The sequence below is a fragment of the Streptomyces sp. ISL-11 genome (genome assembly GCF_018614525.1).
Classification (GTDB): Bacteria; Actinomycetota; Actinomycetes; order Streptomycetales; family Streptomycetaceae; genus Streptomyces.
In genome coordinates this window covers 1-13,781 of the sequence record NZ_JAGGOL010000074.1, presented here as the reverse complement: position 1 = coordinate 13,781, position 13,781 = coordinate 1, and the positions used below count along the sequence as shown (strand labels likewise).

General features: G+C 72.1%; 14 protein-coding genes and 1 tRNA gene. 5 read left to right on the top strand and 10 right to left on the bottom strand.

What is annotated here, in order from left to right; translation table 11 throughout:
* Positions 1-86 precede the first annotated feature (86 nt).
* Positions 87-629 (top strand): Uma2 family endonuclease, encoded by a 543-nt coding sequence (locus J7E86_RS16710; protein ID WP_215082482.1) that lies wholly within the window; start codon positions 87-89, stop codon positions 627-629.
* Between the two features lie 96 nt (positions 630-725).
* Positions 726-799: transfer RNA gene (locus J7E86_RS16705), tRNA-Pro, on the top strand.
* A gap of 132 nt (positions 800-931) precedes the next feature.
* Here J7E86_RS16705 and J7E86_RS16700 read toward each other — a convergent pair.
* Complete coding sequence (locus J7E86_RS16700; protein WP_215082481.1) at positions 932-1,153, bottom strand: hypothetical protein; 222 nt, start codon at positions 1,151-1,153, stop codon at positions 932-934.
* 187 nt (positions 1,154-1,340) lie between these two features.
* The gene (locus J7E86_RS16695; RefSeq protein ID WP_215082480.1) at positions 1,341-1,604 is read right to left on the bottom strand and encodes a DUF72 domain-containing protein; all 264 of its coding nucleotides are present in this window, start codon (positions 1,602-1,604) and stop codon (positions 1,341-1,343) included.
* Between the two features lie 78 nt (positions 1,605-1,682).
* Between J7E86_RS16695 and J7E86_RS16690 the strand changes: the two genes are divergently transcribed.
* A complete protein-coding gene (locus tag J7E86_RS16690) occupies positions 1,683-2,765 on the top strand; it encodes a glutamate--cysteine ligase (protein WP_215082479.1) in 1,083 nt (360 codons plus the stop codon).
* 28 nt (positions 2,766-2,793) lie between these two features.
* On the opposite strand, the gene J7E86_RS16685 is transcribed toward J7E86_RS16690, so the two are convergent.
* The 7 genes from J7E86_RS16685 to J7E86_RS16655 all read right to left on the bottom strand — a co-directional run bounded on the left by J7E86_RS16685 (position 2,794) and on the right by J7E86_RS16655 (position 9,838).
* Positions 2,794-3,969, bottom strand: a complete 1,176-nt coding sequence (locus tag J7E86_RS16685; RefSeq protein WP_215082478.1) for an amidohydrolase family protein — start codon at positions 3,967-3,969, stop codon at positions 2,794-2,796.
* Positions 3,970-4,036: 67 nt separating this feature from the next.
* Positions 4,037-4,579 (bottom strand): arginine repressor, encoded by a 543-nt coding sequence (locus J7E86_RS16680; protein ID WP_215082477.1) that lies wholly within the window; start codon positions 4,577-4,579, stop codon positions 4,037-4,039.
* 47 nt (positions 4,580-4,626) lie between these two features.
* Positions 4,627-5,823: an acetylornithine transaminase gene (locus J7E86_RS16675; RefSeq protein ID WP_215082476.1), complete on the bottom strand. Its 1,197-nt coding sequence runs from the start codon at positions 5,821-5,823 to the stop codon at positions 4,627-4,629.
* Positions 5,820-6,788, bottom strand: a complete 969-nt coding sequence (argB, locus tag J7E86_RS16670) for an acetylglutamate kinase (RefSeq protein ID WP_215082475.1) — start codon at positions 6,786-6,788, stop codon at positions 5,820-5,822. The genes J7E86_RS16675 and argB overlap by 4 nt, the downstream gene beginning before the upstream one ends.
* A complete protein-coding gene (gene argJ, locus J7E86_RS16665; protein WP_215082474.1) occupies positions 6,785-7,936 on the bottom strand; it encodes a bifunctional glutamate N-acetyltransferase/amino-acid acetyltransferase ArgJ in 1,152 nt (383 codons plus the stop codon). The genes argB and argJ overlap by 4 nt, the downstream gene beginning before the upstream one ends.
* 103 nt (positions 7,937-8,039) lie before the next feature.
* A complete protein-coding gene (gene argC, locus J7E86_RS16660; RefSeq protein WP_215082473.1) occupies positions 8,040-9,068 on the bottom strand; it encodes an N-acetyl-gamma-glutamyl-phosphate reductase in 1,029 nt (342 codons plus the stop codon).
* Between the two features lie 182 nt (positions 9,069-9,250).
* Positions 9,251-9,838, bottom strand: a complete 588-nt coding sequence (locus J7E86_RS16655) for a CGNR zinc finger domain-containing protein (RefSeq protein ID WP_251019244.1) — start codon at positions 9,836-9,838, stop codon at positions 9,251-9,253.
* Between the two features lie 75 nt (positions 9,839-9,913).
* Between J7E86_RS16655 and J7E86_RS16650 the strand changes: the two genes are divergently transcribed.
* Entirely contained in the window at positions 9,914-11,197 is a 1,284-nt protein-coding gene (locus J7E86_RS16650; RefSeq protein WP_215082472.1) for an MFS transporter, read from the top strand.
* Positions 11,198-11,366: 169 nt separating this feature from the next.
* Here the strand turns inward: J7E86_RS16650 and J7E86_RS16645 are convergent, their stop codons facing one another.
* A complete protein-coding gene (locus J7E86_RS16645; protein ID WP_215082471.1) occupies positions 11,367-12,302 on the bottom strand; it encodes a LysR family transcriptional regulator in 936 nt (311 codons plus the stop codon).
* Positions 12,303-12,436: 134 nt separating this feature from the next.
* Between J7E86_RS16645 and J7E86_RS16640 the strand changes: the two genes are divergently transcribed.
* Positions 12,437-13,693, top strand: a complete 1,257-nt coding sequence (locus tag J7E86_RS16640; protein WP_215082470.1) for an MFS transporter — start codon at positions 12,437-12,439, stop codon at positions 13,691-13,693.
* Positions 13,694-13,781 lie beyond the last annotated feature (88 nt).

The window sequence follows — 13,781 nt, the reverse complement described above, 5'->3', positions numbered from 1 at the left end:
GGGTGAATCAATCAGGAGTGGACGTCGGCGGGGCGGTCTACGATGCGACTATCGATGAGCCCGAGTAGGGGGAGGCTGTGTTGACCATGACCGCCCGGACCGATCTTTTGCGGAACGCCATCGAGCGCATCGCGGCGGTGGTGGATGGCTTCAAGATCGAAGCAGTGGGGGACCGCATCATCATGACGCCGCAGAGCAGCGTCCAGAGCCTGACCATCTTCGACGTGCGCGATTCCGCCCTGGCAGCCGGCATCCGCAGGGATCGCGTGTTCTCCGACGTGCAGTTCGAGTTTCCCGGAGAACCGCAGCGCTGTCCGGATGTGTCCATCGTCGAGGACGACGCCATGGATCCGTTCACATACGAGGACCTCCTGGCCGCCATCGAGATCGTCTCGTCGAAGAACGACAAGAACGACTACGCGATCAAGGTGCGGCAGTACGCTCACTTCGGCGTCCCCGTCTACCTCACCATCGACCCGTTCCTCGGCCAGTGCACCCTGCTCACCACCCCCCGGGACGACACTTACTCCTCGCGAGAGCTGTACAAGTACGGCGACACCATCCCCCTCCGCCTTCCGGACGGGCGGTCGGTCGACATCCCCACCGACAGCTTCAAGCGCCGCAGCTGACCCCCACCGGCACCCCGATTTGGATCAAAGCGCGGAACAGGATATTTTCTTTCTGCACGCCCCACCGGGAAGAACCGCCCGGAGGGAACGTCGCACCGGGACGTGGCGCAGCTTGGTAGCGCACTTGACTGGGGGTCAAGGGGTCGTGGGTTCAAATCCCGCCGTCCCGACAGGATGAGCAGGACATATGCCCAGCTCAGAGGCCCTGTCTCCATGACTGGAGGCAGGGCCTTCGTCGTACCCGCGGGCGATCTTGTCGGCAGGCCGCTTGGCTCAAAGCGATGGCAGGGCGGCCTGCACTGTCAGAAGTGGGGCAGATCGCCAGCATGAGTCCGCTCGTCCCGCCGCGGGTCGTTCTCCTCGTACCACTGATCATCCGACTGCCGGCTGCTCCGCTTGTCGGCACCAGCAAGACCAAGGAAGCCAAGAACCGGTAGCAGAACGATCGCAACCGTGGTGATGGCAAGGGCCACCAGGCCAATGACCAGGACGATGAGGAACTGGCCGAGGAAGTAGCCGGCCACGGCGGCAACGGTGAGGGCCACAAGCTTCCCGGGCCAAGGAAGTCTCTTGAAGCGTGCTATAACCCAGCGGGCGCTTTTACGCATGGAGCAACGCTCCTCCACCAAAACCGCACCGTCCACCCTTCAGGGCAGGCGTAACCAGCAACTCAACGGCGCACATCTAGCGCCGTGCGCCTTATAAGTCGGCTCACACCTCCGTGAGCAGTTGCCGCATCGTCGCGGCGGAGTCGACCGCCGCGCCGGCGCAGCAGTTGTTGAACAGCACGTGCGCCGTCCCGCGTGGCGGCGAGGCCGTGTAGCGGTGACGGAAGCGGTCCTCCTTGCTGCCCGTCCCCCATGCCGCCGAGCGGCCGTGGAAGCGGACGACCGCCAGGCCGGGGTGGGCGACGACGTCGGTGGGCGGCATCACCCCCGGCACCGACCGCCCGGTGTCGACGGCCACCAGTGCCATGCGGTGCGTGCGCCGGAGTATTCGCGGCGAGTGCGGGCACGCGCATCTCCAGCGGGATCCGTGAAAGGAGCGGCGGCAATGCGCAGCGTCGGTGTGGAAGAGGAACTGCTCCTCGTGGACCCGGACACCCGGGATCCCCGGGCGGTCGCGGGGACGGTGCTGGCCCGGGCCGATGCCGGGGCCGAGGCGGTGCTGGAGAAGGAACTGCAACGCGAACAGCTGGAGACCGCCACCCGGCCGACGACGGCTATGTCGGATCTTGCCGCGGAGGTGCGTGGCGGCCGGCGCACGGCCGCCGAGCAGGCGCGGCGTGCCGGGGCGGAGGTCGCGGCGCTGGCCACGTCACCGCTGCCCGTCGACCCCTCGCTGAGCTCGGGACGGCGCTACCGGAAGCTGGCGGCGGAGTTCGGGCTCACCGCACAGGAGCAGCTGACGTGCGGCTGTCACGTCCATGTGGCCGTCGAGTCGGACGAGGAGGGGGTCGCGGTCCTGGACCGGATCCGGCCGTGGCTGGCCCCCTTGCTGGCCCTCAGCGCCAACTCCCCCTTCTGGCAGGGGAACGACAGCGGCTACGACAGTTACCGCAGCCTGGTCTGGGGGCGTTGGCCCTCGGCGGGCCCGGTGGAGGTGTTCGGGTCGGCCGAGGCCTACCACGAGCGGGTGGGTACGCTCCTGGCGACGGAGACCCTCCTCGACCAGGGCATGATCTATTTCGACGCGCGGCTGTCGCGCAACTACCCCACCGTGGAGATCCGGGTGGCGGACGTGTGCCTGGACGCCGACGACACGGTGCTGATCGCGGCGCTCACCAGGGCGCTGGTGGAGACGGCGGCCCGTGCCCGGCGGGCCGGGGAGCCGCCGGCGCCGGCCACCGTGGGGCTGCTGCGGCTGGCGACCTGGCGGGCGGCGAAGTCCGGGGTCTCGGACCACCTCGTCCATCCGCTGACGTGGGTGCCCGCCCCGGCGGAGACGGTGGTGAAGGCGCTGTCGGCCCACGTCCACGAGGCTCTCGCGGACGCCGGGGACCTGGAGCTGGTGCGGGAGTCGCTGGACCGGCTGCTCGCCCGGGGCGGTGGTGCCGGACGGCAGCGCGAGACGTTCACGCGCACGGGCGATCTGCGGGCCGTCGTCACGGACGCCGTCGAACGCACCGCCTCCTGACCCGACCGCCCGGCCCCGGTCGGCGCGCTCAGCCCACCCGCTCCCCCGCCCGGAAGACCGCCGTCACCGCGTGCACGGCCTCGACGTCGGTGAAGGGATCGCCGGCCAGGGCCACCAGGTCCGCGTCGTAGCCGGGGGCGATGCAGCCCTTGTGTCCGGCGACGCCGCACAGCCGCGCCGCCGTGGAGGTCGCGGCGCGCAGCGCCTCCAGTGGGGTGAAGCCCATCTCCACCATCGCGGTGACGCTGTACGGGAAGCCGCCGTGCGGCTTGGCGGGGAAGACGCCCGCGTCGCTGCCGCAGGCCATGGTCACGCCCGCCTGCCGCATCGTCGCCAGCCCGGCGACCAGGCCGGCGCGGCGCCGGGCGATGTGCGGCGGGGGCGGCGGGCCGCCGGGCAGGGCCCCGAGCGTCAGGGAGGCGACCACGCCCGCGCGGACCATCTCGTCGACGACACGGCGGTCGTAGTCGACGCCGCCGTCGGCGTCGGTGAGGAAGAAGCAGTGCTCGACGGAGTCGAAGCCGGCGGCGACGGCGTCGGCGATCCCGGTGGCCGCGTGGGCGTGCGCGGTGATCGGCAGTTCGTGGCGGTGGGCCTCGCGCACGGCGGCGCGCAGTTCGGCGGCCCCGTACTGCGGCCGGTACGGATCCGAGCCGGCGGTCAGGTCGCCGCCGGTCACCATCACCTTGACCACGTCGACGCCGCGCGCGGCCCGCTCGCGCACGGCCGCCCGTACGCCCTCGACGCCTTCGGCCACCCCGCCGAGGAACCAGCAGTGGCCGCCCTGCGTGGTGATCGGGGGGCCGGCGGCGAGGATCCGCGGGCCGGCGGCGGGGTCCTTCTCGGTCTCCTCGCGCAGCCGCAGCGCGAGATAGCCGCGGTCGCCCAGGTCCCGTACGGTCGTCACGCCCGCCGCCAGGGCCGCCCGGCCCGCCGTCCGCATGCGCTCCAGCAGTTCCTCGTCGTCGGCCCGCCGCAGCCGGCCGACGACGTCGTCGCTCGCGTCGAAGGCGAGATGGACGTGGGTGTCGACGAAGCCGGGCAGCAGTGTCGCGTCGCCCAGGTCGGCCACCGTGGCGTGGGCCGGTGGTTCACCGCCGGAGCGGACGGCGACGATCCGCCCTCCGTCGATCAGTATCAGCGGCCGGTCGACCCGGTCGGGACAGACTCCGTCGAAAAGCGATCGCGCGCGTACTGCCAGCATCGACACCCTCCCTGCCGCCGGACACCCAGGTCCACAGTGGCACGGCGGCGGGCGGCGGCGGCAGAGCTCAGCGTTCCTTCTGAGCCAGCCTCAGCAGGTGGTCGGCCAGGGCCTGACCGCCCTTGGGATCGCGGCTGATGAGCATGACGGTGTCGTCGCCCGCGATGGTGCCGATGATCTCGTGGACACCGGCCTGGTCGATCGCCGAGGCGAAGAACTGGGCGGCGCCCGGCGGGGTGCGCAGCACCACCAGGTTGGCGGACGCCTCCGCCGAGATCAGCAGCTCGCCCGCGAGGCGGCCCATGCGGGCCTCGGTCGCCGACTCCCCCAGCGGCGCCCGGGGCGTGCGGTCGCCGCCCTCGGAGGGCACCGCGTAGATCAGCTCGCCGCCGGTGTTGCGGATCTTGACCGCGCCCAGTTCGTCGAGGTCGCGGGAGAGCGTCGCCTGGGTGACGGAGAGCCCGTCGTCGGCGAGCAGCTTGGCGAGCTGGCTCTGCGACCGCACCGGCTGGCGGCTGAGGATGTCCACGATCCTGCGGTGGCGGGCGGTACGGGTCTGCGGTACGGCCTGTCCGCCGTGGATCGGCTCGGGCTCCTGCGCCTCGGTCATCGTCTCGTCAGTCTCCGCTTCGTCGTTCCCCGTGGCCCCGTCGGCCGCTACGTCCCCACGCCGGCAGCGACGGCACTGTCCAGGACGCCGGGCAGCGCCTGGAGGAACGTTTCCACCTCATCTTCGGTGATGATCAGCGGAGGAGCCAGCCGCACCACGTCGGGTGCGACCGCGTTCACCAGGAGACCCGCGTCCTGTGCCGTTTGCTGGACCTTCGGTGCGAGGGGCTTGGAAAGGACAATACCCAGCAGCAGGCCCGCACCACGGACGCGGTCGACGAGGGGGTGGCCGAGCGCGGCGATCCCGTCACGCAGCCGCTCGCCCTTGTGCCGTACGGCGGTGGGGATTTCCTCGGCTTCGAGGGTGTCCAGAACGGCCAGCGCGGCGGCACAGGCGACGGGGTTGCCACCGAAGGTCGAGCCGTGCTGACCGGGTGTCAGCAGGTCGGCGGCCGCGCCGAAGGCCAGCGTCGCACCGATCGGGAGCCCGCCGCCCAGCCCCTTGGCGAGGGTGACGACATCGGGCTCGACGCCCTGGGCGTGGTGCTCGAACCAGTGCCCGGTACGGCCGATACCTGTCTGGATCTCGTCCAGGACCAGGAGCGTTCCGGTGGCCCGGGTGATCTCGCGGGCGGCCGCCAGATAGCCCGGCGGCGGCACGATGACGCCCGCCTCGCCCTGCACGGGCTCCAGGACGAGCAGCGCGGTGTCGGTGGTCACCGCGGCACGGAGCGCCTCGACGTCCCCGTAGGACACGTGGGTGACATCCCCGGGCAGGGGGCGGAACGGGTCCTGCTTGGCCGGCTGACCGGTGAGGGCGAGGGCGCCCATGGTGCGGCCGTGGAAGCCGCCGGCGGCGGTCACCATGTGCGGCCGTCCCGTACGCCGTCCGATCTTGAAGGCCGCCTCGACGGCCTCCGCACCGGAGTTGGAGAAGTAGACGCGGCCGGGCCGCCCGGCGAGGCCGAGCAGGCGCTCGGCGAGGGCGACCGTGGGCTCCGCGACGAAGAGGTTGGAGACGTGGCCGAGCGTGGCGACCTGCTCCGACACGGCCTTGACGACCGCCGGGTGGGCGTGGCCGAGGGCGTTGACGGCGATGCCGCCGACGAGGTCGAGGTAGGCGTTGCCGTCGGCGTCCCACACGGTGCTGCCGGCGCCCCGGACGAGGGGGAGGCGGGGGGTGCCGTAGTTGTCCATCAGGGCGCCCTGCCAGCGCCGGGTGAGGGAGGTGTTGTCGGTGCTCATGGTGTGTCCCCCTTGTCGTCGGTGGTGCCGGCGGCGTCCGGAACGGCCTCGTCCGGCACGACCATCGTGCCGATGCCCTCATCCGTGAAGATCTCCAGCAGGATGGAGTGCTGGACCCGCCCGTCGATCACTCGGGCGGTGGTGACGCCGTTGCGCACGGCGTGCAGGCAGCCCTCCATCTTGGGGACCATCCCACTGGCCAGCTCGGGCAGCAACCGCTCCAGCTCGCTCGCCGTGAGCCGGCTGATGACCTCGTCGCTGTGCGGCCAGTCCTCGTACAGGCCCTCGACGTCGGTGAGGACCATCAGCGTCTCGGCGCCGAGGGCCGCGGCGAGCGCGGCGGCGGCGGTGTCGGCGTTGACGTTGTAGACGTCGCAGCCGTCCTCCGAGCCGTCGGCGCTGCGGGCGATGGAGGAGATCACCGGGATCCGGCCGTCGTCCAGCAGGGCCTGGATCGCGCCGGTGTCCACGGCGGCGATCTCACCGACCCGGCCGAGGTCCACGCGCTCGCCGTCGATCTCGGCGTGGTGCCGGGTCGCGGTCATGGTGTGGGCGTCCTCGCCGGTCATGCCGACGGCGAGCGGCCCGTGCCGGTTGAGCAGCCCGACGAGCTCGCGCTGCACCTGGCCGGCGAGGACCATCCGGACGACCTCCATGGCCTCCGGGGTCGTCACCCGCAGCCCCGCCTTGAACTCCGACACCAGGCCCATCCGGTCGAGCTGGGCGCTGATCTGCGGTCCGCCGCCGTGCACGACGACCGGGCGCAGGCCGGCGTGCCGCAGGAAGACGACGTCCTGCGCGAAGGCGGACTTCAGCTCCTCGTCGACCATGGCGTTGCCGCCGAACTTGATGACCACGGTCTTCCCGTGATGCCGCGTCAGCCAGGGCAGCGCCTCGATGAGGGTCCGGGCCTTGGGCAGGGCGGTGTGCTTGCGGGTGGTGCTCGTGGCACTGGTGAGGGTCATGAGGAGTACGCGCTGTTCTCGTGGACGTAGTCGGCGGTGAGGTCGTTGGCCCAGATGACCGCGGACTCGGTGCCCTCGGCCAGGTCGGCGGTGATACGGACCTCCCGGTACCGCATGTCGACGAGGTCGCGGTCGTCCCCGATGGAGCCGTTCCGGCAGACCCACACGTCGTTGATGGCCACGTTGAGCCGGTCGGGGTCGAAGGCGGCGGAGGTCGTGCCGATGGCCGACAGGACCCGGCCCCAGTTGGGGTCCTCGCCGTGGATGGCGCACTTGAGGAGGTTGTTACGGGCCAGGGAGCGGCCCACCTCGACGGCGTCGTCCTCGGTCGCCGCGTTGATCACCTCGATGCGGATGTCCTTGGAGGCGCCCTCGGCGTCGCCGATGAGCTGGCGGGCGAGGTCGTCGCAGACGGTCCGTACCACCTCGGCGAAGGCGTCGGCGGCGGGGGTGACGCCGGAGGCGCCGGAGGCGAGCAGCAGGACCGTGTCGTTGGTGGACATGCAGCCGTCGGAGTCGACCCGGTCGAAGGTCGTGCGGGTGGCGTCGCGCAGCGCCCGGTCGAGCGCGGGGGCGTCGAGGTCGGCGTCGGTCGTGAGGACGACGAGCATGGTGGCCAGCCCGGGGGCGAGCATGCCCGCGCCCTTCGCCATGCCGCCCACGACCCAGCCCTCGCCCTCGGCCACGGCGGTCTTGTGGACGGTGTCGGTGGTCTTGATGGCGATGGCGGCCTTCTCGCCGCCGTGCGCGGAGAGTTCGGCGGCGGCCTTCCCTATGCCGGGCAGCAGGCTGTCCATCGGCAGCCGGACGCCGATCAGGCCGGTGGAGGCGATGGCGATCTCCCCGGCGCTGCCGCCGAGGACCTCGGCGGCCTTCTCGGCGGTGGCGTGGGTGTCCTGGAAGCCCAGCGGCCCGGTGCAGGCGTTGGCGCCACCGGAGTTGAGGACGACCGCCGAGACCTGCCCGCCCTTGAGCACCTGCTCGGACCACAGGACGGGCGCAGCCTTGACACGGTTGGAGGTGAAGACGCCGGCGGCGGCCAGGCGGGGGCCCTCGTTGACCACGAGGGCGAGGTCGGGCTTGCCGCTCTCCTTGATCCCGGCGGCGATGCCGGCCGCGGTGAATCCCTTTGCTGCGGTGACGCTCACTGCGACTCCTCGTCGGCTGGCTCGGTCGTGGTGTGCTGGGCGGTGACGCACGGCATCAGCCGTGCGAGGGCGGTCGCGAGGATCCGGCGTACGGTCCTGGCCCTCACGGCGCCACTCCGTTGGCGGGCAGGCCCAGCTCCTCGGGGAGGCCGAGGGCGATGTTCATGCTCTGCACCGCGCCGCCGGCGGTGCCCTTGGCGAGGTTGTCGATGGCGCTGACGGCGACGATCCGGCCGGCGGCCTCGTCGAGGGCGACCTGGACCAGTGCGGTGTTCGAGCCGTGGACGGACCCGGTGGCCGGCCACTGCCCCTCGGGCAGCAGGCGGACGAACGGCTCGTCCGCGAACGCCTTCTCGTACGCGGCCCGCACCGCCTCCGGGCCGGCTCCCGGCCGGGCCTTGGCGCTGCACGTGGCGAGGATGCCGCGGGGCATGGGCGCGAGGGTGGGCGTGAACGAGACGGTGACGGGCTCGCCCGCGACGGCGGAGAGGTTCTGGATCATCTCGGGGGTGTGCCGGTGGCCGCCGCCGACGCCGTACGGGCTCATGGAGCCCATGACCTCGCTGCCGAGCAGGTGCGGCTTGGCCGCCTTGCCGGCGCCCGAGGTGCCGGACGCGGCGACGATCACGGCCTCGGGCTCGGCGAGGCCGGCGGCGTAGGCGGGGAACAGGGCGAGGGAGACGGCCGTCGGATAGCACCCGGGAACGGCGATCCGCTTCGTCCCGCGCAGCGCGGCCCGCGCGCCGGGCAGCTCGGGCAGCCCGTAGGGCCAGGTCCCGGCGTGCGGGGATCCGTAGAACCGCTCCCAGTCCCCCGCGTCCCGCAGCCGGAAGTCCGCGCCGCAGTCGACGACCAGGACGTCGTCCCCCAGCCGCGCCGCGACCTCGGCCGACTGTCCGTGCGGCAGGGCGAGGAAGACGACGTCGTGCCCGGCGAGCACGTCGGGCGTGGTGGCCTCCAGCACCCGGTCGGCGAGCGCCGGCAGATGCGGCTGCAGCGCCCCGAGGCGCTGCCCGGCGTTGGAATTCCCGGTCAGTGCCCCGATGCGCACGCCGGGGTGCGCGAGCAGCAGACGCAGCACTTCACCGCCCGCGTATCCACTCGCACCTGCCACTGCCGCACGGATTGCCATCGGTTCCTCCTGATCGATGGCATGACTATACGGAGTAGTGAAGTTTTATGCAATGGCCGCATGGTCGCTCGCCGGGGACGTGTGTGCCCGAGCGCTTCAGTTGACCCTTCAGTGCTTGAGTTGGCCCGGATGAGCGCCAGGGTTGGCCCGTGGGTTGATGCCCACATTTGGTGTTCGGTGTGTCAGCGAGCGGCGCTCCTGCGGGCGCGGAACGTCGCGGCTTTGGTGCGGTTCTGGCAGGCGGTGGAGCAGAACTGTCGAGCGGCGTTGCGGGAGGTGTCGATGTAGGCGCGGTCGCAGCGGTCGGCCTGACACACGCCCAGCCGACTCGCGAGGCCACCGCCGACCGCGAGGGCCAGCGCGGTCGCGCAGCTGGCACTGACCCCCTGCGCGAACGAGTCGTTGGCGCCGTGGAAGTGCAGCTGCCAGGGCTCGCCCTCGGCCCGGTCGAGCCGCGGTCGTGCTCTGGTGTCGCGCAACAGGCCGTTCACAGCCGCGGCGGCGGCATCCGTCCGTCCGTCCTGTACGGCCTGGAAGACCTCACGCATGCACCGTGCCGTCCTGGCCAGGCGCTCCGCCTGTGCGGCGTCGATGTTGCGCGGCAACGACGCCGTCAACCCGGCATGCGGCACTGCGGCGTCGGCCGCTTCCGTCAGCGCGGCTCCGCGTGGCGCGGTGTACGCGCGGCCGCGCGATTCGCCGTCGGTGAGTGCGTTCACGAGCGATACGGCGTGGTCCAGCAGCATCATCACGTGACTGTCGAACATCATTTGACCAGTCACTCCTTCGAGGGTAGCTTCCGTGCCTGACGTTACCGGATTCGACAGTTACGCGAGAGGGTGGGCATGCCCCGGACCGTATGGCTATTGGTGGTGGCACGGGCGATCAATCGGCTCGGCGCTTTCTCTCTGCCGTTCCTGACTGTCCTGATCAGTACCGAGTACGGTGCGAGCGCTACGACGGCCGGTGCGATCTCGGCAGCCTTCGGGCTCGCGACGATCCCGTCCCGGCTGGCCGGCGGCTGCCTGGCGCACCGGCTCGGGCGCCGCCGCACGATGGTGCTCGGCCTGACTGGTTGCGGCCTCGCACAGCTGGGCATCGCCGCCGCCGGCTCCCTGGCTGGGGTGGCGGCCTTCGCGATCCTGCTCGGCCTGGCGTTCGAGCTGTACGAGCCCCCGAGCCAAGCGATGATCGCCGACGCCGTCGGCCCCGCCGAGCGGGCGCGCGCATACAGCCTGCTCAACGCCGCGCTTGCCGTCGCCGGGACAGGTGCCGGGCTGATCGCGGCGAGTGTGGGCCGGTGGGACCTGCGCTGGCTGTTCGTCGTCGACGCGCTCACCTGCCTGGCTTGCGCACTGATCGTCCGCCTCGCGCTGCCCGCCGACCCCCCTCTCCGGCCGGTCGACCGTCACCGCGAACGCAACGAGCCGGTCCACCCGTGGCGGGACCGCGCCCTGTGGGCCATGTTCCTCTCAGGCACGGTCTTTGCGCTCGTCTCCATGCAGATCATGATGGCGCTGCCGTTGACCCTCGACCGCCGCGGCCTTGAGCCCACCGACGCCGGGCTGCTCTTCACCGCCTCTGCCCTGACCGTCGTCGCGGCCCAGCCCACCCTGCGCCTGCGCGGCCTCGCCGGGCTTCCCGCCCCCCAGGCCCTCGCCCTCGGCTACGCCCTACTGGCGATCGGCCTCACCGGCTACGCGATGGCGCACACCCTGCCCATGTTCGTGATCGCCACCGCGCTTTGGAGCCTGGGCGATGTCCTCATCATGGGCCGCGTCTTGAGCGTGGTGGCAGACCTGGCACCGCCCGGCGGCACCGATCGCTACCTCGCCGCGTACGGCATCAGCTGGGGCATCGCCACCGTCGCCGCCCCCATCACCGCGACCCAAATGCTCGAACACACAGGCGTTGCCCCGCTGTGGATCGTCACGGCCGCCCTCTGCCTCGCCCTCGCAGCCGCACAACCCCTCGTCGTCGAACCCCTCATCACGACGCGCACCCGAGCGCCCCACCCAGCCCGCAGCACCACCTTCAGCAAACCCACGCAGGCGACAGAGCCGACAGCCACCCTGCAGGTCAACCACAACGCTCATCCGGCCAACTCAAGCACTAATAGGGCCAACTGAAGCGCTCAGTCACAGGACGACGCGGTCTGCCGGTGCGGGACCTGGCGGCGGTGCCGCTGCTGTCGTCTCGGCCAGTGCGCCGGTCTCCTTGGCGGGCCCGTCAGCGGCACCGGCCTGGCCTGCGATTTCTGGTCTCGACCGGCCACGACGATCGCGGACGCGGCGGCCTTCAGCGCGGAATCACCCAGTCCGGCACCCAGGTCCCGGCGGCGTCGTGGCCGGCCGCCGTGGCGGCGAGGTGGGCGCGGAGGGTGGCCAGTGCCGGGTGGGGGTTGTCGCGGCGCCAGAGGAGCGAGTGCGGGTAGACGGGCGTCGGGTCGGTCACCGGGATGCGGCGCAGGCCGTGGCCGGCGGGCCAGACGAGGCGTGTGTGCTCGCCCATGAAGGTGGCCAGGGCCGGGGTGTCGGCGACGGTGTCGAGGAGCGCGTCGGAGCCGAAGTTGGGGCCGGTCGCCTCGATGGTGAGGCCGAACTCGGCGACGAGGTCGTCGTAGTAGGCGGCCCACTCGGTACCGGGGACGATGCCGGGCATCCAGATCCGGTGCCCGGCGAGCTGGGCGACGGTCACCGACCGGGCACCCGCCAGCGCGTGGGCGGGGCCGGTGAGGAGCTGGAGCGGCTCGTCGAGCACCCGGACGGACTCGATGTCCTCGGGAAGGGGCCGGCCGGGCACGGCGACGGCACGGAAGGACGCGTCGATCGCGCCCGACCGAATGGCGGCGACGGCCGTCTCGATGTCGAACAGCCACACCACGTCGAGCTCGATCTCGGGGTACGCGCGGTGGAATCCGCGCATCAGGCCCGACGCCGCGCCCCGCGAGGCGATCACGTCGACGCGCAGCGGACGGCGGCCGGTACGTACGGACGCGACCGCGCGCTCGGCGACGCGCAGCAGCTCGCGCGCGTGGGGCAGGAACGCCTGCCCGTCGATGGTGAGCTCGGCGCCGCGCGCGGTGCGGGTGAACAGCCGCACGCCGAGGTTGCGCTCCAGCGCGGCGATGCGCTTGGAGACCGCCTGCTGGGTGACCGCCAGCTCGGCGGCGGCCTCCTGGAACTGCCCCGCGTCGGCGGCGGCGACGAAGGTCCGGACGGTGTCGAGGTCCATGCCGAGACCCTACGGGAACAACTGTTGGTTGTGGCCAGGCGACCCTGTGGTTGTTTGACCCCCGGATACGGTGCTCGCTTTGATGCTTCCGATCGCGGATCGGTTGTGCGGGTGAGTGGCGAGGGGCGGCGAGCATGAGGAGTGGGCACCGGCTGGGACATCGGCTGGGGCGGCGGTTCGGGTGGCTCTGGGGAGCGTACGGGACCAGCGCGCTCGGCACGTGGCTCGCCTTCGGCGCGTTCCCGCTGATCGCCATCCAGGTGCTGCACGCCGGACCGGCCGAGGTCGCCGCGCTCTCCTCCGTGGGGACCGCGGTGGGCGCGGCCGTGGCGGTGCCGCTCGGCCCGTGGGTGGAGTTCCGCCGCAAGCGGCCGGTGCTGATCGCGACGGACCTGGTGCGGTTCGCGGCGCTGCTGACGATCCCCGCCGCGTTCGCGCTCGGCGTGCTCACCTTCCTTCAGCTCCTGCTGGTCTCGGTCGTCGTCGCGGCGGCCGACATCACCTTCCGCGCCGCCTCGGGCGCGTACCTGAAGACGCTGCTGCCGGCCGAGGACCTGCTCGTCGCCAACGCCCGGTTCGAGTCCACGGCCTGGACGACCACGATCATCGGACCGCCGCTGGGCGGCGCGGCGATCGGGCTCCTCGGTCCGGTGGCGACGGTGGTCGCCGACGCGGTCAGCTACCTGCTCTCGGCCCTGGGCATCCGCGCGACGGGCGGGCACGAGCCGCGGCCCGAGCGCCGGGAGGCCGCGCGCATGCGGGCCGGGGACCTGCTCGACGGCTGGCGGTACATCCTCGCCGACGCGACGCTGCGTCCGCTGTTCTTCAACACCGCCTTGTTCAACGGCCTGGTGATGGCTGCCTCGCCGCTGCTGGCCGTCCTGATGCTCGGCCGGCTCGGGTTCGCGCCGTGGCAGTACGGCCTCGCCTTCGCCGCGCCCTCGATCGGCGGGCTGCTCGGTTCACGGCTGGCCCGACCGCTCGTCACCCGGTTCGGGCAGCACCAGGTCCTGGTCGTGAGCGGGACCCTGCGCGCGATCTGGCCCGTCGGCCTGGCCTTCCTGGGGCCGGGCACCGGAGGGCTGCTGCTGGTGATGGGCGTCGAGCTCGGACTCATCTTCTGCTGCGGGGTCTTCAACCCCGTCTACGCCACCTACCGCCTCGAACGCACCGCGACCGATCGGGTCGCCCGCACGCTGTCCGCCTGGGCGGTGACGACCAAGGCCTCGACCGCGCTCCTGACGGCCGTCTGGGGCGTGCTGGGCGGCCTGCTCGGCCCGCGTACGGCCATCGGCCTGGCCGGCGTGCTCCTGCTGGCGACCCCGCTGCTGCTCCCCCGCCGCACGGCAGCGCCTCTCTCCGAGCCGGAGCCGGCACCGAGCCGCGCCTGACGGGTCGTCACAGTCGCCCCGGCCGTCACCGCGACCGGGCTGCGCCGCCCTTCTTCGGAGCGGTTCACCGTTCCTCATCAGTGAGCAG

Coding starts and splice junctions, on each gene's coding strand:
- J7E86_RS16675 (WP_215082476.1), bottom strand. CDS start 5,823: ATGAGCACCGACAACACCTCCCTCACCCGGCGCTGGCAGGGCGCCCTG.
- argB (WP_215082475.1), bottom strand. CDS start 6,788: ATGACCCTCACCAGTGCCACGAGCACCACCCGCAAGCACACCGCCCTG.
- J7E86_RS16710 (WP_215082482.1), top strand. CDS start 87: ATGACCGCCCGGACCGATCTTTTGCGGAACGCCATCGAGCGCATCGCG.
- J7E86_RS16695 (WP_215082480.1), bottom strand. CDS start 1,604: ATGGCACTGGTGGCCGTCGACACCGGGCGGTCGGTGCCGGGGGTGATG.
- J7E86_RS16645 (WP_215082471.1), bottom strand. CDS start 12,302: ATGGACCTCGACACCGTCCGGACCTTCGTCGCCGCCGCCGACGCGGGG.
- argC (WP_215082473.1), bottom strand. CDS start 9,068: ATGGCAATCCGTGCGGCAGTGGCAGGTGCGAGTGGATACGCGGGCGGT.
- J7E86_RS16655 (WP_251019244.1), bottom strand. CDS start 9,838: ATGATGTTCGACAGTCACGTGATGATGCTGCTGGACCACGCCGTATCG.
- J7E86_RS16690 (WP_215082479.1), top strand. CDS start 1,683: ATGCGCAGCGTCGGTGTGGAAGAGGAACTGCTCCTCGTGGACCCGGAC.
- J7E86_RS16680 (WP_215082477.1), bottom strand. CDS start 4,579: ATGACCGAGGCGCAGGAGCCCGAGCCGATCCACGGCGGACAGGCCGTA.
- J7E86_RS16650 (WP_215082472.1), top strand. CDS start 9,914: ATGCCCCGGACCGTATGGCTATTGGTGGTGGCACGGGCGATCAATCGG.
- J7E86_RS16640 (WP_215082470.1), top strand. CDS start 12,437: ATGAGGAGTGGGCACCGGCTGGGACATCGGCTGGGGCGGCGGTTCGGG.
- J7E86_RS16685 (WP_215082478.1), bottom strand. CDS start 3,969: ATGCTGGCAGTACGCGCGCGATCGCTTTTCGACGGAGTCTGTCCCGAC.